The sequence below is a fragment of the Mycolicibacterium gilvum genome (genome assembly GCF_900454025.1).
In the GTDB taxonomy this organism is placed as follows: Bacteria; Actinomycetota; Actinomycetes; order Mycobacteriales; family Mycobacteriaceae; genus Mycobacterium; species Mycobacterium gilvum.
In genome coordinates, this window is record NZ_UGQM01000001.1 from 4,069,251 (window position 1) to 4,088,903 (window position 19,653).

Below are 19,653 nucleotides of genomic sequence, written 5' to 3' on the forward strand. Positions count from 1 at the left end.
CCGTGGTTTCCACCGCGCCGAAGTCGACCGAGAAGCTCGTCGACGACGAACCGACCGTGCGGCTCACCGTCGCCCAGGCGACGGTGCGCTTCCTGGCCAATCAGTACGTCGAACGCGACGGCGAACGACACAAGTTCTTCGCCGGATGTCTGGGCATCTTCGGCCACGGCAACGTGGCCGGGATCGGGCAGGCGCTGCTCCAGGACGAGGTGGACGCGTGCGCGGCGGGCGTCGAGCCGGGCCTGCCCTACGTGCTGGGTCGCAACGAGCAGGCGATGGTGCACACCGCGGTCGCCTACGCCCGTCAGCGCGACCGCACCCAGGCGTGGGCCGTGACGGCGAGCGTCGGTCCCGGATCGACCAACATGCTGACCGGTGCGGCACTGGCCACCATCAACAGGCTGCCCGTCCTGCTCCTGCCGTCGGACACGTTCGCGACCCGGGTCAGCTCACCGGTGCTCCAAGAGCTCGAGCTGCCGTCCAGCGGTGACGTCACGGTCAACGACGCGTTCAAACCGTTGTCGCGCTACTTCGACCGGGTGTGGCGACCCGAACAGTTGCCCGCCGCGCTGCTCGGCGCGATGCGCGTGCTGACCGATCCGGTCGAGACCGGCGCCGCGACCGTCGCGCTTCCCCAGGACGTGCAGGCCGAGTCGTTCGACTGGCCCGAATCGCTGTTCGCCGAGCGCACCTGGCACATCGCCCGGCCGCTGCCGGAGCGTGCGGTGATCGCCAGGGCCGCCCAGATCATCAGGTCGGCAACCAAACCGCTGATCGTCGCCGGTGGCGGCGTCATCTATTCGGGTGCCACGGAAGCTCTCGCCGCGCTGGCGTCCACGACCGGGATCCCGGTGTGCGAGAGCCAGGCCGGCAAGGGCTCGCTGCTGCACGACGATCCGTGCTCGGTCGGCGCCGTCGGATCGACGGGCACGACCGCCGCCAACGCGCTGGCGAGCGAGGCCGACGTGATCATCGGAATCGGCACCCGCTACAGCGATTTCACCTCGGCGTCGCGCACCGCGTTCAACAATCCCGACGTCCGTTTCGTCAACATCAATGTGGCGTCGCTGGATTCGGTCAAGCACGGCGGCGTCAGCGTGGTGTCCGACGCCCGCGAGGCGCTCGACGTGCTCACCGGTCTGCTGGCCGATCACCGCGTCAGCGACGAGTACAGCGCACGCGTCCGCGACCTCGTGGCAGAGTGGAACGACACCGTCGACGACGCCGTCGCGACCGTGGACGGGCAGCCGCTGAACCAGAACCAGGTGATCGGTCTGGTCAACGCATTGTCAGACCCCCGCGACGTCGTCGTGTGCGCCGCCGGCTCGATGCCCGGGGATCTTCACAAGCTGTGGCGGACGCGCGATCGCAAGGGATATCACGTCGAATACGGGTTCTCCTGCATGGGTTACGAGATCGCCGGCGGGATCGGGGTGCGCATGGCCGCCCCCGACCGGGACGTCTTCGTGATGGTCGGCGACGGTTCCTACCTGATGATGGCCACGGAGCTGGCCACCGCAGTGCAGGAGGGCGTCAAGATCATCCCCGTCCTGGTCCAGAACCACGGGTTCGCGTCGATCGGCGGACTGTCGGAATCGCTGGGCTCCCAACGGTTCGGCACGGCCTACCGGTACCGCGGCGAGAGCGGACGGCTCGACGGCGAGACCCTGCCCGTGGACCTCGCCGCCAATGCCGCGAGCCTGGGCGCCGACGTCATCAGGGCGCGCACCGCCGCGGAGTTCACCGACGCGGTGAAGGTCGCCAAGGCGGCCGACCGCACCACGGTCATCTATGTCGAGACCGACCCGATGGTCTTCGCGCCCGACAGCCACTCCTGGTGGGATGTCCCGGTCAGCGAGGTCTCGACGCTGGACTCGACCCGGCAGGCCTACGCGCGCTACGCGGACTGGAAGAAGGTCCAGCGCCCGCTGATCAAGCCCTCCGACCGATGACCGATCTCCGCATCGCCGTGCTCGGCGTCGGCGTGATGGGCGCCGACCACGTCGCACGCATCACCTCCCGCATCTCCGGTGCCCGCGTGGCGGTGGTCAACGACCACCTCGTCGAGAAGGCCGAACAGCTGGCCGCGAGCATCCCGGGATGCAGTGCGGTCGCCGACCCGCTGGACGCGATCGCCGACGCCGACGTCGACGCCGTGGTGCTGGCCACCCCGGGTGGCACGCACGAGGAGCAGCTGCTCGCCTGCCTCGACCAGCGCAAGCCCGTCATGTGCGAAAAGCCGCTCACCACAGACGTTTCGACGTCTCTGGAGATCGCCCGACGCGAAGCCGACCTGGGCCGGCCCCTGATCCAGGTCGGCTTCATGCGACGGTTCGACGACGAGTACGTGCGGTTGAAAGCTCTGCTGGACGGCGGCGAGTTGGGCAATCCGCTGATGATGCACTGCGTGCACCGCAACCCGGGCGTGCCGGCCTATTTCGACAGCTCGCTGATCGTCAAGGACTCCCTGGTGCACGAGGTCGACATCACCAGATATCTGTTCGGCGAGGAGATCGCGTCCGTACAGATCATCAAACCCACCTCGAACCCCGGCGCGCCGAACGGCGTCGTCGATCCACAGATCGCCATCCTGCGCACCGTGTCGGGGCGCCACGTCGACGTCGAGCTCTTCGTGACCACCGGGGTCGCCTACGAGGTCCGCACGGAGGTGGTCGGCGAGCACGGCAGCGCGATCATCGGCCTGGACGTCGGGCTGATCCGTAAGAAGGGACCCGGCAGCTGGGGCGGCACCCTCACCCCCGGATTCCGGGAACGCTTCGGCCCGGCCTACGACACCGAGATCCAGCGCTGGGTCGATGCCGTCCACAGCGGGACCAACGTGTGCGGCCCCACCGCGTGGGACGGCTACGCGGCCGCGGCGGTGTGCGCCGCGGGCGTCGAATCACTGGAGACGGGTCTGCCGGTCGACGTGCAGCTCGCAGACGAAGTGACATCGGCTGAACAACGAGGTGTTCGCGGGTAGCGCTCGGCACCGCGAGCGCGCGGGTCTGCACGGGGACACTCCGTGTCTGCCCGTGCAAGACCGCGCGCTCGCCCTCGCCTCAAGGTGTCCGGGAGTCGGACGGATGCCGGTAGGCCTCGATCGACTCGATGTCGGCGAGCACCTCCGCGCGGGCGTCGTAATGCAGTGCGTGATCGACCTGACGTTCGGCATAGTCGGCCGACTGCATGATGTAACCGTCCTCCTGGACGGTGATCATGGTGGGCACCCAGCCCTCATCACCCGGCGTCGAGGGTGGCCAGACCCACATATCGGACAAGTCCTCAAAATGGATGTGCACCGGCACCCATCCTCGCCTGATCAGGAGACTGCCCAGCTTGTCGTCGCTGTAGAGCCGGCGCGCCGAGTCCCCGTCGAACCCGGCATCTCCGACCCCACCCTGGTCGGAGGACGAGATCTCACGTCCGGCCCGCGATGCCGTGCCCTTGGAGGTCTTCTTCCTCCCCTTGCTGCGTGCCATGACCACCATCATGCCGCTCATCCCGCACCGCGAGCGCGCGGTCTTGCACAGGCAGACACGGAGTGTCCCCGTGCAGACTCGCGCGCTCGCGGTGCCAGCCCGCCCGGTCAGAGGATGTACAACATCTCCTGGTAGGTCGGCAGCGGCCACAGGTCGTCGGCGACAACAGCTTCCAACTCGTCGGCAGCGGCGCGCACCGCCTCCATGGCCGGCAGCAGAGCCTTCTGCGCATGCGTCGCCTCGTCCAGCGCCGACTCCGCGGAATGGCCGGACAGCGCTGACTTCAGCGTCGCGAGCGCGGCTGTGAGCTCAGCGATAGGTGCTGAAACCTCCTGCAACAGAGTGGTATCGGCCGCCACGCCGGCTGCCTTGAGCGCCGCCACGTTCTGCGCCAGCTCCGTCTGATACCGCACCGCAGCGGGCAGGATCATGGTGGTGCCCAGTTCCAGCGACAGCTTCGCCTCGACCGCGATCGTCAGCGCGTACTGCTCAAGACGCACCTCGTACCGGCTGTGCAGTTCGCGCTCGCTGAACACCCCGTACTTCTCGAACACCTCGACGGCTTCGGGCTTGATCAGCTCGGGGATGGCATCCAGTGTGGTCTTCAGGTTCGGCAGGCCTCGTTCGGCGGCTTCGATGTGCCAGTTCTCCGAATAGCCGTCTCCGTTGAAGACGACAGCCCCGTGTTCGGTGATGATTTCGGTCAGCAGCTTCTGCACCGCGGTGTCGAAGTCCGCACCGTCGCCGACGGCGGTTTCGAGCACCGTGGCCATGTAGTCGAGCGAATCGGCCATGATCGTGTTCAGGACGATCATCGGCACGTTGATCGTCTGGCCGGATCCCGGCGCCCGGAACTCGAACCGGTTGCCGGTGAACGCGAATGGGCTGGTGCGGTTCCTGTCGCCGGGGTCGGTCGGCAGGATCGGAAGTGTGTCGCAGCCGATGATCATGCTGCCTTTGCCCTTGGACGAGGTGGCTGCGCCCTTGGCGATCTGCTCGAACACATCGGCCAGCTGATCGCCGAGGAAGATCGAGATGATCGCCGGTGGTGCCTCGTTGGCGCCGAGGCGGTGATCGTTGGTCGCCGAGGCCACCGACACCCGAAGCAGACCGGCGAACTTGTGCACAGCGCGGATCACCGCGGCGCAGAACACCAGGAATTGGGCATTCTCGTGCGGCGTATCGCCCGGCACCAACAAGCTGCCGAACTGCGAATTGCCCATCGAGAAGTTGACGTGCTTGCCCGATCCGTTGACACCCGCAAACGGCTTCTCGTGGAACAGGCACTCCATGCCGTGCTTCTTGGCGATCGTCTTGAACGTGGTCATCAGCAGCTGCTGATGGTCGGCGGCGATGTTGGCCCGCTCGAACATCGGGGCGATCTCGAACTGTCCGGGCGCGACCTCGTTGTGCCGCGTCTTCGCCGGGATGCCGAGCTTGAACAGCTCACGTTCGGTGTCCATCATGAAGCCGAGGACACGCTCAGGGATGGCGCCGAAGTAATGGTCGTCGAACTCCTGACCCTTGGGCGGCCTGGTGCCGAACAGGGTGCGACCGGCGTTGATCAGATCCGGACGGGCGAGGAAGAAGTGCCGGTCGACCAGAAAGTACTCCTGCTCCGGGCCGCAGAAGGACACGATGTTGTCGAAGTCGCTGTGCCCGAACAGCTTCAGGATCCGTTCGGCCTGCGCGCCCATAGCCTGCTGGCTGCGCAGCAGCGGCGTCTTGAAGTCCAGGGCCTCCCCGGTCATCGACACGAAGACCGTCGGAATGCACAGTGTGTTGCCGTTGGGGTTCTCCAAGATGTACGCCGGGCTGGTGACGTCCCAGCCGGTGTAGCCGCGCGCCTCGAAGGTGGTGCGCAGCCCGCCCGACGGAAAGCTCGAGGCGTCGGGCTCGCCCTGGATCAGGGTCTTGCCGGCGAACTCAGCCAGCGTCTGACCGTCAGAGACGGGCTCCAGGAAGCTGTCGTGCTTTTCGGCGGTGAACCCGGTCATCGGGTAGAAGACGTGCGCGTAATGGGTCGCGCCCTTCGACAGCGCCCAGTCCTTCATCGCCGAGGCCACGGAGTCGGCGACCGCCGGATCGAGCTTGACGCCCTTCTCGATGGTCGCGACGACCGACTTGTACACCGATTTGGGCAGCCGCGACTGCATCTCGGCCTTGGTGAAGACGTTCGATCCGAAGATCTCCCCCGGCGCCTCGGCCGGGTCGAACGTGATGGCCGGGGGGACGTACGCCTCGACGTTGTCGATGGCCTGCAGACGCACCGCGTTACCGCTCAATGGACTTCCTTTGCCCTACGGGCGTCCGCCTGGACCTCGGCGGACGCGACCGGCCAACAGTAGGAACCGTTGATGCCGAACTTGTTACGCGAGCGTCAACGACAGAATGCGTCAGCCGCGGATCCCTCGGGCGGAGGTGCAATCAGAGCGCAGCCGCACTCCACATCCGGTCGATCCGCACGCCGAGATCGAGTTCGCCGGCCACCTCGACGAGCGCCGCGGCGACGATGGAGGCGGGCGCGCGATCGAGCACGACAAGACCGATCGGCGGTCGGGGCCCGTGCCGGACCATCGGGCGTGCCCCGAAACCCTGCGGCAATCCGAGTTTCGGCAGCCACGCGGTGGACGCGATGGTGGCACGATGCGAACCCGTCAGGTGCGCATACAGCGCGTCGACTGAATCGGCTTCCACCACCGGTCGGTAACGGATGCCTTCGGCGGCCATGTTCGCATCGAGGATCCGCCTGTTGCGCATGGACGTCGTCAGGACGCACAGCTGCAGACCCGCCGCGTCCGACCAGGCGACCTCGTCGAGCCCCATCAGCGGGTTGTCGGCCGGAGCGACGAGAACGTATTGCTCGCGGTACAACTCGACCGCCCGCGTTCCGGGCGGTGCTTCGTCGTCGAGATAGGTCAAGCCCACGTCGATTTCGAAGTCGGCCAGCCGTCTGGCGATCTCACGGGAGGACAGCGCCTCGATCCGCACCGCGGCAGCCGGGTTGCGTCGCAGGAACTCATCGGTGATGAACGGGCAGACGGGCACGGCCGTCGGGATCGCCCCCAGTCGCGCGCTCGCCGTCAGCCGGCCCTGCATGCGGTCCAGGTCGGCAAGCATCTCGTCGCGCTCGGCGACGATCCGCTGAGCCCACGTCACGACACGCTGCCCTTCGACCGTGAACCCTTCGAAGCGATGCCCTCGTTGCACGATCACGATGCCGAGGTCGCGCTCCAGTCGGCGGATCGCGACCGACAGCGTCGGCTGGCTCACGTGGCAGCGCGCCGCCGCCCGACCGAAGTGCCGCTCTGCAGCGAGCGCCAGCAGATAATCCAGGTGCTGTAACAGCACATCATTGGCCATCGACCCTCACCAACATTCACGACTTGATAGACAGGGTCTATCAAGGCATGTGAATAACCAAATGTAGACACCTCTTCTTCGGGCTCGGGCGCTGCGCGCGGCGTTTAGATTGGAGTGATGGCCACCGCAAGAGACGTCGACGCCGACTACAGCGAGCGGGACGTAGAGGTCGGCCCGGCCAAGGACGAGGCTGCCGGCGTCAAAGCCGTGATGGTCAGCCTGCAGCGTGCGGTCGAGCAGATGGGTCCGGTGCGGACGGTCGCCGCGCTGTCCAAGCTCAACCAGCGGCACGGCTTCGACTGCCCCGGCTGCGCGTGGCCCGAGGAGCACGGCGGGCGCAAGCTGGCGGAGTTCTGCGAGAACGGAGCCAAGGCCGTCGCCGAGGAGGCGACCAAGCGGGTCGTCACCCCGGAGTTCTTCGCGCGCCACACCATCGCCGAACTCGAAGCCCGACCGGAGTACTGGCTCTCCCAGCAGGGCCGCCTCACCCACCCGATGGTGCTCCGTCCCGGCGACGACCACTACCGGCCGATCGAGTGGGACGACGCCTACCGGCTCATCGCCGACGAGCTGCGCGCACTCGACGACCCCAACCGGGCGGTGTTCTACACCTCGGGCCGCACCAGCAATGAGGCGGCGTTCCTGTACCAGCTTCTGGTCCGCAGCTTCGGCACCAACAATCTGCCCGATTGCTCCAACATGTGCCACGAGTCCTCGGGCACCGCCCTGATCGACGCGATCGGGATCGGCAAGGGCTCGGTCACCGTCGAGGACCTCGTGCAGTCCGACCTCATCCTGATCGCCGGACAGAACCCCGGCACCAACCATCCGCGGATGTTGTCCATCCTGGAGAAGGCCAAAGCCAACGGGGCGAAAATCGTTGCGATCAACCCACTTCCGGAGGCCGGTCTGATCCGGTTCAAGGATCCGCAGAAGGTGCACGGCGTCGTCGGCGACGGTGTTCCGATCGCCGACGAGTTCGTCCAGATCCGCATCGGCGGGGATATGGCGCTGTTCGCGGGTCTGGGCAGGCTGCTTCTCGAAGCGCAGGACGAGGCCGGCCCGGGCGCGAAGATCGTGGATCGCGACTTCGTCGACCGCTACACCGCCGGGTTCACCGAATACGAGACCCGCACCCGCGGAATCGATCTCGACACCGTGCTGGCGGCGACCGGTATCGGGCGCGACCAGCTCGAGCGGTTGGCCGCGATGATGGCCGACTCACAGCGCACCATCGTGTGCTGGGCGATGGGGCTCACTCAGCACAAGCACGCGGTGCCGTCGATCACCGAAATCTCCAACCTGCTGTTGATGCGTGGCATGATCGGCAAGCCCGGGGCGGGCCTGTGCCCCGTCCGGGGACATTCCAACGTCCAGGGCGACCGCACCATGGGCATCTGGGAGAAGATGCCCGAGCGGTTCCTGGCCAACCTCGACGACCGCTTCGGCATCCACAGCCCCCGCGAGCACGGCCTCGATACCGTCGGCGCGATCCGCGCCATGCGTGACGGGCACGCGACGGTGTTCATGGCGATGGGTGGCAACTTCGCCTCGGCCACCCCGGACACCCCGGTCACCGAGGCCGCGTTGCGCAACTGTTCGCTGACGGTGCAGGTGTCGACGAAGCTCAACCGCAGCCACCTGGTCCACGGCCGCACCGCGCTGATCCTGCCGTCGCTGGGACGCACCGACCGTGACGTCCAGGCCGGCGGGAAACAGCTTGTCTCGGTCGAGGATTCGATGTCGATGGTGCATCTGTCCCGCGGCAGCCTGCGCCCGCCCAGCGATCAGGTGCGCAGTGAGGTCGCGATCGTCTGCCAGCTCGCGCGGGCGGTGCTCGGCCCCGAGCATCGCGTGCCCTGGGAGACGTTCAACGCCGATTACGACACGATCCGGGATGCGATCGCCGCGGTGGTTCCGGGCTGCGACGATTACAACCGCAGGGTGCGTGAACCCGACGGCTTCCAGCTGCCACACCCTCCCCGCGACTCCCGCGAATTCCACACCGCGACGGGTAAAGCCAACTTCGAGGCCTACCCGCTCGAATGGGTCGACGTGCCCGAGGGCCGGCTCGTGCTGCAGACGCTGCGCAGCCACGACCAGTACAACACGACCATCTACGGCCTCGACGATCGTTACCGCGGCGTGAAAGGCGGACGGCGGGTCGTGTTCGTCAACCCCGCGGACCTCGCGACGTTCGGTCTGTCCGATGGGGACCGCGTCGATCTGGTGTCCGAATTCACCGATGCCGACGGTCGGTTGCAGGAGCGGCGCGCACAGGACTTCGCGGTGGTGGCCTACTCGACGCCGGTCGGCAACGCCGCCGCGTACTATCCCGAGACCAATCCCCTTGTGCCGCTGGATCACACCGCGGCCAAGTCGAACACTCCGGTGTCGAAGGCGGTCGTCATCCGTCTGGAGCGCAGGTAGATGGGCAGGGTGACGGCACGGCGGCGGGTCCGCCGCGTCACGGCCGATGACACGGTGGCGCGCCCCGAGACGCTGGTGGTCGAGGAGCCGCTGGAGATCCGCGTCAACGGCACCCCGATCACCGTCACCATGCGCACGCCGGGCTCCGATGTCGAACTGGCGCAAGGCTTCCTGCTCACCGAGGGCATCGTGCGCCGCCGCGAGGACATCCTGTCGGTGCGCTACTGCCGCGGTGCCACCGAGGACAGCTCGGGCTATTCGCAGAACACCTACAACGTCCTCGACGTCACCCTGGCCCCCGACGTGCCGGCCCCCGACGTCGATCCCACCCGCAACTTCTACACGACGTCGTCGTGCGGGGTGTGCGGCAAGGCGTCCCTGGACGCGGTGCGATTGAGCAGCAAGCACGCCCCCGGCGACGACCCGTCGGTGGTGACCGCCGAGGTGCTGTCGGCGCTTCCCGACAGACTGCGCGCCGAGCAGAAGGTCTTCGCGGCGACGGGCGGGCTGCACGGCGCCGCGCTGTTCTCCACCGACGGCGACACCCTGGTGGTGCGTGAGGACATCGGCAGGCACAACGCCGTCGACAAGGTCGTCGGCTGGGCACTCGAGCAGCACCGGATACCGCTGGGCGGCACCGTGTTGCTGGTGAGTGGCCGCGCATCGTTCGAGCTCACGCAGAAGGCGGTCATGGCGGGGATCCCGGTGCTCGCCGCGGTGTCGGCGCCGTCGTCACTGGCCGTCGATCTTGCCGGCCAGTCCGGGCTCACCCTGGTGGCGTTCCTGCGCGGTGAGTCGATGAACGTCTACTCACGTCCCGACCGCGTCGCGCACTGATACCCGCGTGCCGCCGATCTCCATCTGATCTCCACACAACCTCCAAGCACCCACACCCGACGCGCGGCGAGCATGAACGCCATGCCGGACATCCTCATCACTGCCTGCCCGCCTGTCGGACACATCGGGCCCTTGCTCAACGTCGCCCACGGACTCGTCGCGCACGGACATCGTGTCACCGTGCTGACCAGCGCACGGCACGCCGACAAGATCAGAGCCGTCGGGGCCGACCCCCGACCGCTGCCGTACGGCGCCGACTACGACGACGCCCGGCTCGACGCCGACCTACCCGGACGCGCGCACACCTCGGGTATTGCGCGCATCAACTTCGACGTCGAGCACGTCTTCGTCCGACCGATGCCCTACCAATTCAGCGCTGTCCAGGAACTGTTGGCCGCCAACAGTTTCGACGCCGTCATCACCGACGCGTTCTTTCTCGGCGTGATTCCGCTGCTGCTCGATCCCACACTCGCGCGCCCACCGATCATGGCCTACTCGACCACCCCGCTGTTCCTGTCGAGCAGGGACACCGCGCCCGCCGGGCCGGGGATACTCCCGATGCCGGGTGCGGTGGGCCGACTGCGCAACCGGCTGCTGGGGCTGCTGTCACGAGCCGTGCTGCTGCGACCCGCACACCGATCGGCCGAGCGAATGCTCCGCGCGATGGGTCTGCCCGACCTCCCTGTGTTCGTGCTGGAGTGCGCCATCCTGGCCGACCGGGTCATCGTCCCGACCGTCCCGGACTTCGAGTATCCCCGCCGTGATCTGCCCGCCCACGTCCGCTTCGTCGGTGCGGTGAGCCCGCTTCCGGGCGACGATTTCATCGCACCCGCGTGGTGGGGCGAGCTGTACCGGGGCCGTCCGGTCGTCCACGTCACCCAGGGCACCGTCGACAACGCGGATCTGACCCGGCTGATCGAGCCGACCATCGAGGCGCTGGCCGGCGAAGACGTCACCGTCGTGGTCAGCACGGGCGGACGTCCGGTCTCTCAGATCCGTACTCCGTTGCCGGCCAACACGTTCGTCGCCGAATTCCTCCCCCACGACGTCCTGCTTCCCTTGGTGGACGTGCTCGTCACCAACGGCGGCTACGGCGCCGTGCAACGTGCCCTGGCCGAGGGTGTGCCGCTGGTGGTGGCCGGCGACACCGAGGACAAGCCGGAGGTGGCCGCGCGCGTCGAGTACTTCGGTGTCGGTGTCAATCTGCGCACCGGAACCCCGGCCCCGCAGGACCTGCGGGACGCCGTGAACGCCGTCCTCTCCGATGCGGGCTACCGCACCCGGGCCGGGCGGCTACAGGCGGCCTACGCGTCCCGCGACAGCGTCACCGCCATCGCCGCGCTCCTCGACGAGGTCATCCCCGAACAGGCCGCCGCCCGATGAACCCGTGCATCGAGCCCTGGGTGCCACCGCCCGGCGCGCGTCACCGCACGCTGCCGGTGTCCGCCGCCGTCCCACCGCGCGAGGCCGACGCCCCCGGCGGTGCCCACATACGACGAAAGTGCACCGACGCTGCTCGGTGCACTCTCGTCAGGTGAAAGTCAGGCGGTCTTGTCGCGGCGCTCGCTGCGGGACGGCTTGCGCGGCACGATCGTCGGGAGCACGTTGTCGTCGACGGTCTCCTTGGTCACGACCACCTTGGCGACGTCGTCGCGGCTCGGGATGTCGTACATCACCGGCAGCAGGACCTCTTCCATGATGGCGCGCAGACCGCGGGCGCCGGTGCCCCTGTGGATGGCCTGATCGGCGATCGCCTCGAGGGCATCCTCGGCGAATTCGAGCTCCACACCGTCCATCTCGAACAGCCGGGTGTACTGCTTCACCAGAGCGTTCTTCGGCTCGGACAGGATCTTGACCAACGATTCCTTGTCCAGGTTGGTCACCGACGCGACAACCGGCAGGCGGCCGATGAACTCAGGGATCAGACCGAACTTGATCAGATCCTCGGGCATGACCTCGGCGAAGTGGTCCTGGGTGTCGATCTCGGCCTTCGAGTGCACCTCGGCGCCGAAGCCCAGGCCACGCTTGCCGACGCGGTCGGAGACGATCTTCTCCAGCCCGGCGAACGCACCCGCGACGATGAACAGCACGTTGGTGGTGTCGATCTGGATGAACTCCTGGTGCGGATGCTTGCGGCCGCCCTGCGGAGGAACCGACGCCTGGGTGCCCTCCAGGATCTTCAGCAGCGCCTGCTGCACACCTTCACCGGAGACGTCACGGGTGATCGACGGGTTCTCGCTCTTGCGGGCGATCTTGTCGACCTCGTCGATGTAGATGATGCCGGTCTCGGCCCGCTTGACGTCGTAGTCGGCGGCCTGGATCAGCTTGAGGAGGATGTTCTCGACGTCCTCACCGACGTAGCCGGCCTCGGTCAGCGCGGTCGCGTCGGCGATCGCGAACGGGACGTTGAGCATCTTGGCCAGCGTCTGCGCGAGGTAGGTCTTGCCGCACCCGGTGGGCCCGAGCATCAGGATGTTGGACTTGGCCAGTTCGACCGGCTCGGCACGGGAATCACGCGCCTTCTCGCCGGCCTGGATGCGCTTGTAGTGGTTGTAGACCGCGACCGCGAGCGTGCGCTTCGCCGTGTCCTGTCCGATGACGTACCCCTCGAGGAAGTCCCGGATCTCCGCGGGCTTGGGCAGCTCGTCGAGCTTGACGTCGTCAGCGTCGGCGAGCTCCTCTTCGATGATCTCGTTGCACAGGTCGATGCATTCGTCGCAGATGTAGACGCCCGGTCCCGCGATGAGCTTCTTCACCTGCTTCTGGCTCTTTCCGCAGAACGAGCACTTCAGCAGGTCGCCGCCATCTCCGATGCGTGCCATGGTGCTGGGATCCCAACTTCCTGTTGCCGTGTTCGGTCGCTCGGCGGCTGGCACCGGGACCGTTGAGGTCTGTTCCCGACGCTACCCGCTGCCTCCGTCGCAGTGCGACCGATAAAGCCGAATCGCGTCGGTGTATTTACGTGTGGTCGCAACATATCGTCTGAGTCGCCCCGGACGGTCGCGGAACGCGCCACCGTGTCTCTGGCGTGTCGTCGCTGTTACCCCGCCGAGAGTACCCGGCCAACGGGAAGACGGCCGGGAGCAGAGTCGGTCAGCGGCCTGGGCCCATCGGGCCCGGTCCCATCGGACCCGGTCCGACAGGTCCCGGACCGACCGGGCCGGGGCCCACCGGACCGACGACACCGCCCACGCCGATGGGACCGGCGGGACCGACGACGGGGTTGACGCCGTACGGCAGGCACTGGACGACGGCCGGGTTCCAGTAGGTTCCGGCCGGGCACACGGGCTCCTGCGCGTGAGCCACTGCGGGCACCAACTGCATCACCACCGCGCCGGCTGCCGCGACGAGCCCGGCCGCTGCTGCTTGTCTGACCGTCATGACGAACCCCCTCGTGTTTCCGCTTCCAGCAAACTGACGGATGCGTTCATCACAGCGTGACACGGCCGACGGCGGCCCCGACCGGTTTTCCCGGATTCAGATCTCGCCGATGAGCTGTGGAACACGCACGTAATCTGCGGACATGACGACGTTGCACGACGCCTACGCGCTGGCTCGAAACGACAACGGCCTGGCCGTGGTGTCGACCCTGCGAGCAGACCTCACCATCCAGTCGTCACTGATCAACGCGGGGCCACTGCCCCACCCGGGGGACGGGAATCCGGTGCTCGGGTTCGTCACGTACGGGAAGGTCAAGCTCGCCAACCTGCGGGCACGGCCACAGATCGCGGTCACGTTCCAGCGGGGATGGCAGTGGGCGACGGTCGAGGGACGCGCCGAGCTCGCCGGACCCGACGACCCGCAGCCCTGGCTCGGGAGCGATTACGAACTGGCCCTGCTCCTGCGCGACATCTTCACCGCCGCCGGCGGAACCCACGACAACTGGGACGAGTACGACGCGACGATGCGCGAGCAACGCCGCGTCGCCGTCCTCGTGACACCGACGCGGGTCTACGGAAACGGCTGAGCTCAGCCCTTCTGCGCAGACAGCTTGCGGTATTCCAGCACGGTGTCGATGATCCCGTAGTCCTTGGCCGCAGCGGCGGTCAGGATCTTGTCGCGATCGGTGTCCTTGCGGATCACGTCGGCCGGCTTGCCGGTGTGGAGGGAGAGGGTCTCCTCCATCAGCGTCCGCATCCGCTCGATCTCGGCGGCCTGGATCTCCAGGTCCGAGAACTGGCCCTGGATGACGCCGCCCAGCGCGGGCTGGTGGATGAGCACACGGGCGTTCGGCAGCGCCATGCGCTTACCGGGGGTGCCGGCCGCGAGCAGGACCGCGGCCGCCGAGGCGGCCTGTCCCAGGCACACGGTTTGGATGTCGGCGCGCACGTACTGCATGGTGTCGTAGATCGCCATCAGCGACGTGAACGAACCGCCCGGCGAGTTGATGTACATGGTGATGTCGCGGTCGGGATCCAGCGATTCCAGCACCAGCAGCTGCGCCATGATGTCGTTGGCCGACGCGTCGTCGACCTGCACCCCCAGGAAGATGATCCGTTCCTCGAAGAGCTTGTTGTACGGGTTGGACTCCTTGACGCCGAAGCTCGAATGCTCGATGAACGACGGCAGGATGTACCGCGCCTGAGGCTGCAAACGGGGGTCCGTGTGGTCGATCATGAGTTGTTCGCTCCGTTGAAGTTGACGCTGGTGATGATGTGATCCACGAAGCCGTATTCAAGGGCTTCCTGTGCGGTGAACCAGCGGTCGCGGTCGGAGTCGGCCTCGATCCGTTCGATGGTCTGCCCGGTGAACTCGGCGTTCAGCCGGAACATCTCCTTCTTGATCGACGCGAACTGCTCGGCCTGGATGGCGATGTCGGCGGCGCCGCCGGTGATACCGCCGAGCGGCTGGTGCATCAGGATGCGCGCATGGGGCAGCGCGTAGCGCTTGCCCTTGGTGCCGGCGGCCAACAGGAACTCGCCCATCGACGCGGCCATGCCCATCGCGTACGTCGCGACGTCACACGGCGCGAGCACCATCGTGTCGTAGATCGCCATGCCGGCGCTGATCGAGCCGCCGGGCGAGTTGATGTAGAGGTGGATGTCCTTGGTGGGATCCTCGGCTGACAGCAGCAGGATCTGGGCGCACAGCCGGTTGGCGATGTCATCGTCGACCTGGGAGCCCAGGAAGATGATGCGCTCGGCCAGCAACCGCTCATACACCGAGTCGACAAGGTTGAGGCCCGAAGAGGCGCCACGCATGTCCGTCACGACTGGATACCTGCTTTCTTTGTGTACTTCCGACGCGGTGACCGGTCTTACGAATGACACTAACGAACCCGCGCCGCCGGGGAGTCCCCAGACGGCGCGCGTTCGCTCAGAGCATCACTTGGTGTCGTCGGCCGTGTCGTCTTCCGACGCGTCGTCGGCGGTGTCTTCCGACACCTCGACGGCGGCTTCGCTGTCGTCTTCGCCGGCGCCCTGCTGGGCCGCCGCCTGATCACCCGAAGGTCCGAAGAACTCCGTGGTGTCGATCTCGGTGCCGTCGGTGTCGGTGACGGTGGCGGCGTAGACGACCGCGGCGACGGTCAGGCCACGACGGACATCGGCGAACATCGCCGGCAGCTGGTTGTTCTGCTGCAGCATCTGCAGCAGCTGCTGCGGCTCGAGGCCGTACTGGCGCGACATCAGGACGAGCCGCTCGGACAGATCGTTCTGGCCGACCTGGATTTCGAGCTTGTCGGCGATCGCGTCCATCAGCAGCTGGGTCTTGATGGCCTTCTCGGCGTTGGCGCGGTTGTCCGCGTCGAACTCCTCGCGGCTGCTGCCCTGTTCCTTGAGGGAGTCGGCGAACCGGTCCTCGTCGTGATCGAGCCCGTGGATGGCGTTGTGCAGCGTGTCGTCGACCTGAGCCTGCACGACCGCCTCCGGCAGCGGCACCTCGGTCTGCTCGAGCAGGACCTCGATGGCCTTGTCGCGGATCGCCTCGGCCTGCTGGACGGTCTTGACGCGGGTGACCTTCTCCCGCAGGTCGGCGCGGAGCTCGTCCATGGTGTCGAATTCGCTTGCCAGTTGCGCGAACTCGTCGTCGAGCTCGGGAAGCTCGCGGACCTTGATCGACTTGACCGTGACGGTGACCTCGGCTTCGCGGCCGGCGTGCTCTCCGGCGACCAGCGTGGTGGTGAAGGTCTTGGACTCGTCTTCGGAGAGCCCGATGATCGCCTCGTCGAGGCCCTCGATGAGCTGGCCGGAGCCGAGCTCGTGCGACAGGCCCTCGGTCTTGGCCTCGGGAACGTCCTTGCCGTCGACGGTCGCCGACAGGTCGATGGAGACGAAGTCGCCGTTCTCGGCGGGGCGCTCGACACCGGTCAGGGTGCCGAAGCGCTTCTGCAGCGCCTCGATCTCGGCTTCGATGTCTTCGTCGGTGACCGAGACCGGGTCGACGGTGATCGTGAGTGTCGACAGGTCGGGCAGGTCGATCTCGGGACGGACGTCGACCTCGGCGGTGAAGACGAGTTCCTCGTTGTCCTCGAGCTTGGTGACCTCGATCTCCGGCTGGCCGATGGGCTGGAGCGACTCGGAGGTGACGGCCTGGCTGTAGCGGGTGGGCAGCGCGTCGTTGACGACCTGCTCGAGCACCGCGCCACGGCCGACGCGGGCCTCCAGCAGCTTGCGGGGCGCCTTGCCGGGGCGGAAGCCCGGGAGGCGGATCTGCTGGGCGAGCTGCTTGAACGCCTTGTCGATGTCGGGCTCGAGTTCCGCGAAGGGCACCTCTACGTTGATGCGAACCCGGGTCGGGCTCAACTTCTCGACGGTGCTCTTCACGTTCGTACTCCCTCTAATTGCTTCTGGTTGGTGGGGTCGTGCTGGTCGGGGTGACAGGATTTGAACCTGCGGCCTTCCGCTCCCAAAGCGGATGCGCTACCAAGCTGCGCTACACCCCGGTCATCGCCGCCTCACATGCGCGCGCAGCATCAGACCACCGGCGATCCTACGGCCTGGCCACACCGGAACCTCAATTGGATTTGAGTTGGGCGGGCCCGGTACAGTCTGCCGGTACTCTCGTAGAGCAGCACACGCGGGCGTAGCTCAATGGTAGAGCCCTAGTCTTCCAAACTAGCTACGCGGGTTCGATTCCCGTCGCCCGCTCCAACAACCGCCCCGACCGGGGCGGTTTTTGCTGTTCAGCAGGCGCTTCTCTGCCGCCCCTCCGAAGGCGGCGTCAGGCGGCGTCGGGGGTGTCGAAGGTGATGAGGTCGATGCTGAGTCGGCCTTCGGTGTCGCTGATGCGGCGGCGTACCGGTGGGCCGGGCAGGGTCGGGGCGATCGAGTAGTGCACCGCCCCGGTCGGGGTCACCCACCGCGCGGTGTGTGACCCGTCCTGTGTTCCGGCGCTGACCTGCCAGCCGGGCGCCTCCTTGGCGTAGTTACACGCCGCGCACTCACCGAGCCCGTTGTCCGCACTCGTCACACCCCCCGCACGGGCCGGTGTGGCATGGTCGTGATGGCGGATCGGGGCGTCACAGTAGGGCGTGCGGCAGGTCTGATCACGCCGGTCGATCAACGTGGCCAACCCCTTCGGAAACAGCCGCGCCCGCGACTCCATCGCCACCAACTGCCCCGACCGCGGATGCCGATACAACCGCCGCAACGTGGCCCTGGTGTCGGCGTCGGTGACCGCGTCGCCGGTCAGCGCGCGGCAAAACCCCGCCGGCACCGGCCCATACCCGTCGAGCCACCCCGGGCAGTCGTCATCACCGGCCAGCGTGGTGTCGGCCATCACCAGGTTCAACTCGACCGGCACCGCGGCCCCCGCCGAACGCCCGGTGATCCGCTCGAACGCGGTATCGGCCATCACCTGCCCACGCGAACGCCCATCGAACGTCGTGTCGGCGTGGTGTTTGAGCGCGGCATACATTCCGATGCCCTGGGCCAGCGGCAAAAGCACCGTGAAATACACCATCCCGTTCGGTGCGGGGCGACAGCTGACCCGCGCCTGAGCCGCCGCCTTGTCGGCGCGCTCGACCACCGCTGCGACATCCAACCGTGCGGCGATCTTCTTGGCCTCGGCCTCCACCCGCTTGTTGCCCCACCCCTCAAAACGCGACACGTCGGCGCACATCTCGGCGTCGAGGCGCCGACGGTCCTCGACGCTCAGACAGGCCGATTCCCGCACGATCAGCGTCGCCCGCCATTCCGAGAGCGCGCCGCACTCCAACGCCGCCCACGTATGCGGCATCTCGCCCATCAACGCCTTGGCAAACCCCAGATGCTGACCACCCTTGACCGGGGCATCCCGGCGGGCCAACGCGACCTCCGAGGCCAACCCCTTACCCCGCCGACGCGCCGGCACCCCCGCAGCCTCCTCGGCAGCAGCACGCTTGGCCGCCCACAACGCGGTCGCGCGCGCCTGGGCCGCCGCAGCCGCCGATTTCAACCGCTCACACCGCTCGACGACCGCCCGCAGCTCGGCCTGCGACGCCCCCTCATCCACGTCGAACAAACTTTCGAACATGCCACCGAAGCTACCCCACCCCACCGACATTCAGCGGCGGCGCAGATGTCCGTCGTGGAATTGCGGGGGAAGCTGGTCGGCCGCAGCGTACGAATCCGGAGCAAGAGGGCGACCCGGATATCGGGCCGGCCCTGGAGCGTCCGATGCATAACACCTCTTTCCCGGGGTAGCAGGAAGTGGAATCCGCACCATGGAACCCGAGGCGTCGCACGGACGCCGCGACCGCAAAGGCCCGCCATGCAGATCAACGTGACGTTCATCGGCACCGCGACCACTCTCATCCGATGCGGCAATATCACCGTCCTGACCGATCCGAATTTTCTGCACCGGGGCCAGCGCGCCTATCTCGGTTACGGCCTGTGGTCGAAACGCCGCCGCGCGCCCGGGCTCACCCCCGAGGAACTGCCGCCGATCGACGCAATCGTGTTGTCGCACATGCACGGTGATCACTGGGACCGGGTCGCCGAGCGCAGTCTCGACCGAGAGCTTCCGGTCATCACCACCCATGAGGCCGCAAAAGCACTGCACCGCAAAGGCTTTACAGAAGCCGTCGGGTTGAGCACCTGGGATCCGTTCGCCCTTACCAAGGACGGCGAGACGCTGACGGTGACCGCAATGCCCGGCCGCCACGCCCCCACCCCGGTCAGCCGGCTGCTGCCGCCGGTGATGGGCAGCATGCTCGACTTCGATTCGGGCGGCGGCAGCTCCCGGCGCCGCGTCTACATCTCCGGCGACACCCTGCTCATCGACGAGCTCGACGAGATTCCGTTGCGCTTCAACGTAATCGACGCCGGCGTGCTGCATCTCGGAGGCACCCGTCTCCCGTTCGGAGACCGGTTACCGGTGGGGTTGACAGTCACCATGGACGGCCGTCAGGGCGCCGAGACCGTCGAGCGTCTCCACCTGCCCCGCGTGATACCGGTGCATTTCGACGATTACCGGGTCTTCGCCTCGCCCCTGGCCGACTTTCACCGGGAGATGTCCCGCCGCGGGCTGGCAGACCGGGTCGTCACCGTCGAGCGCGGTCAGACCGTGTCCCTCTGAGTCGCGCTACCACCGGGCCACCCCGCGACACCCAGGGACTTCT

General features: G+C 67.3%; 16 protein-coding genes and 2 tRNA genes. 8 read left to right on the top strand and 10 right to left on the bottom strand.

The window, feature by feature from the left end:
* The first annotated feature begins 2 nt into the window (after nucleotides 1-2).
* Both iolD and DYE23_RS18945 read left to right on the top strand, forming a co-directional pair.
* Nucleotides 3-1,952: a 3D-(3,5/4)-trihydroxycyclohexane-1,2-dione acylhydrolase (decyclizing) gene (iolD, locus tag DYE23_RS18940; protein ID WP_011893479.1), complete on the top strand. Its 1,950-nt coding sequence runs from the start codon at nucleotides 3-5 to the stop codon at nucleotides 1,950-1,952.
* Complete coding sequence (locus DYE23_RS18945) at nucleotides 1,949-2,983, top strand: Gfo/Idh/MocA family protein (RefSeq protein ID WP_115327889.1); 1,035 nt, start codon at nucleotides 1,949-1,951, stop codon at nucleotides 2,981-2,983. The genes iolD and DYE23_RS18945 overlap by 4 nt, the downstream gene beginning before the upstream one ends.
* Before the next feature lie 79 nt (nucleotides 2,984-3,062).
* On the opposite strand, the gene DYE23_RS18950 is transcribed toward DYE23_RS18945, so the two are convergent.
* From DYE23_RS18950 to DYE23_RS18960, 3 genes are all read right to left on the bottom strand, one after another.
* Entirely contained in the window at nucleotides 3,063-3,482 is a 420-nt protein-coding gene (locus tag DYE23_RS18950) for a hypothetical protein (RefSeq protein WP_235660458.1), read from the bottom strand.
* A gap of 107 nt (nucleotides 3,483-3,589) precedes the next feature.
* Entirely contained in the window at nucleotides 3,590-5,767 is a 2,178-nt protein-coding gene (locus DYE23_RS18955) for a glutamine synthetase III family protein (protein ID WP_115327890.1), read from the bottom strand.
* 142 nt (nucleotides 5,768-5,909) lie between these two features.
* Nucleotides 5,910-6,845 carry a LysR family transcriptional regulator gene (locus DYE23_RS18960; RefSeq protein WP_011893475.1) on the bottom strand — a complete coding sequence of 312 codons (936 nt, stop codon included), beginning with the start codon at nucleotides 6,843-6,845 and terminating at the stop codon, nucleotides 5,910-5,912.
* 117 nt (nucleotides 6,846-6,962) lie between these two features.
* Between DYE23_RS18960 and DYE23_RS18965 the strand changes: the two genes are divergently transcribed.
* The 3 genes from DYE23_RS18965 to DYE23_RS18975 all read left to right on the top strand — a co-directional run bounded on the left by DYE23_RS18965 (nucleotide 6,963) and on the right by DYE23_RS18975 (nucleotide 11,495).
* Nucleotides 6,963-9,275, top strand: coding sequence for an FdhF/YdeP family oxidoreductase (locus tag DYE23_RS18965; protein ID WP_099961546.1), 2,313 nt, complete (start codon nucleotides 6,963-6,965; stop codon nucleotides 9,273-9,275).
* Nucleotides 9,276-10,112 carry a formate dehydrogenase accessory sulfurtransferase FdhD gene (gene fdhD, locus DYE23_RS18970; RefSeq protein ID WP_011893473.1) on the top strand — a complete coding sequence of 279 codons (837 nt, stop codon included), beginning with the start codon at nucleotides 9,276-9,278 and terminating at the stop codon, nucleotides 10,110-10,112.
* 81 nt (nucleotides 10,113-10,193) lie between these two features.
* A complete protein-coding gene (locus tag DYE23_RS18975) occupies nucleotides 10,194-11,495 on the top strand; it encodes a glycosyltransferase (protein WP_041800646.1) in 1,302 nt (433 codons plus the stop codon).
* A gap of 158 nt (nucleotides 11,496-11,653) precedes the next feature.
* On the opposite strand, the gene clpX is transcribed toward DYE23_RS18975, so the two are convergent.
* Nucleotides 11,654-12,934, bottom strand: a complete 1,281-nt coding sequence (gene clpX, locus DYE23_RS18980) for an ATP-dependent Clp protease ATP-binding subunit ClpX (RefSeq protein WP_011893471.1) — start codon at nucleotides 12,932-12,934, stop codon at nucleotides 11,654-11,656.
* Nucleotides 12,935-13,205: 271 nt separating this feature from the next.
* Nucleotides 13,206-13,493: a hypothetical protein gene (locus DYE23_RS30920; RefSeq protein ID WP_013471335.1), complete on the bottom strand. Its 288-nt coding sequence runs from the start codon at nucleotides 13,491-13,493 to the stop codon at nucleotides 13,206-13,208.
* Nucleotides 13,494-13,635: 142 nt separating this feature from the next.
* Between DYE23_RS30920 and DYE23_RS18990 the strand changes: the two genes are divergently transcribed.
* Nucleotides 13,636-14,079, top strand: a complete 444-nt coding sequence (locus tag DYE23_RS18990; protein WP_011893470.1) for a TIGR03618 family F420-dependent PPOX class oxidoreductase — start codon at nucleotides 13,636-13,638, stop codon at nucleotides 14,077-14,079.
* Nucleotides 14,080-14,081: 2 nt separating this feature from the next.
* Here the strand turns inward: DYE23_RS18990 and clpP2 are convergent, their stop codons facing one another.
* From clpP2 to DYE23_RS19010, 4 genes are all read right to left on the bottom strand, one after another.
* Nucleotides 14,082-14,729, bottom strand: coding sequence for an ATP-dependent CLP protease proteolytic subunit ClpP2 (gene clpP2 / locus DYE23_RS18995; protein ID WP_011893469.1), 648 nt, complete (start codon nucleotides 14,727-14,729; stop codon nucleotides 14,082-14,084).
* Entirely contained in the window at nucleotides 14,726-15,382 is a 657-nt protein-coding gene (locus DYE23_RS19000) for an ATP-dependent Clp protease proteolytic subunit (RefSeq protein ID WP_011893468.1), read from the bottom strand. Before DYE23_RS19000 ends, clpP2 begins: the two co-directional genes overlap by 4 nt.
* Before the next feature lie 54 nt (nucleotides 15,383-15,436).
* On the bottom strand, nucleotides 15,437-16,876 hold the full coding sequence (tig, locus tag DYE23_RS19005) for a trigger factor (protein WP_011893467.1): 1,440 nt from the start codon (nucleotides 16,874-16,876) through the stop codon (nucleotides 15,437-15,439).
* A gap of 42 nt (nucleotides 16,877-16,918) precedes the next feature.
* Nucleotides 16,919-16,995, bottom strand: a tRNA-Pro gene (locus tag DYE23_RS19010).
* A 134-nt stretch (nucleotides 16,996-17,129) separates the two neighbouring features.
* Here DYE23_RS19010 and DYE23_RS19015 point away from each other — a divergent pair.
* Nucleotides 17,130-17,203, top strand: a tRNA-Gly gene (locus DYE23_RS19015).
* A 70-nt stretch (nucleotides 17,204-17,273) separates the two neighbouring features.
* Here DYE23_RS19015 and DYE23_RS19020 read toward each other — a convergent pair.
* Nucleotides 17,274-18,566, bottom strand: coding sequence for a 13E12 repeat family protein (locus DYE23_RS19020; protein WP_115327892.1), 1,293 nt, complete (start codon nucleotides 18,564-18,566; stop codon nucleotides 17,274-17,276).
* 237 nt (nucleotides 18,567-18,803) lie between these two features.
* Between DYE23_RS19020 and DYE23_RS19025 the strand changes: the two genes are divergently transcribed.
* Nucleotides 18,804-19,610 (top strand): MBL fold metallo-hydrolase, encoded by an 807-nt coding sequence (locus DYE23_RS19025; protein WP_115327893.1) that lies wholly within the window; start codon nucleotides 18,804-18,806, stop codon nucleotides 19,608-19,610.
* The last annotated feature ends 43 nt before the right edge of the window (nucleotides 19,611-19,653 follow it).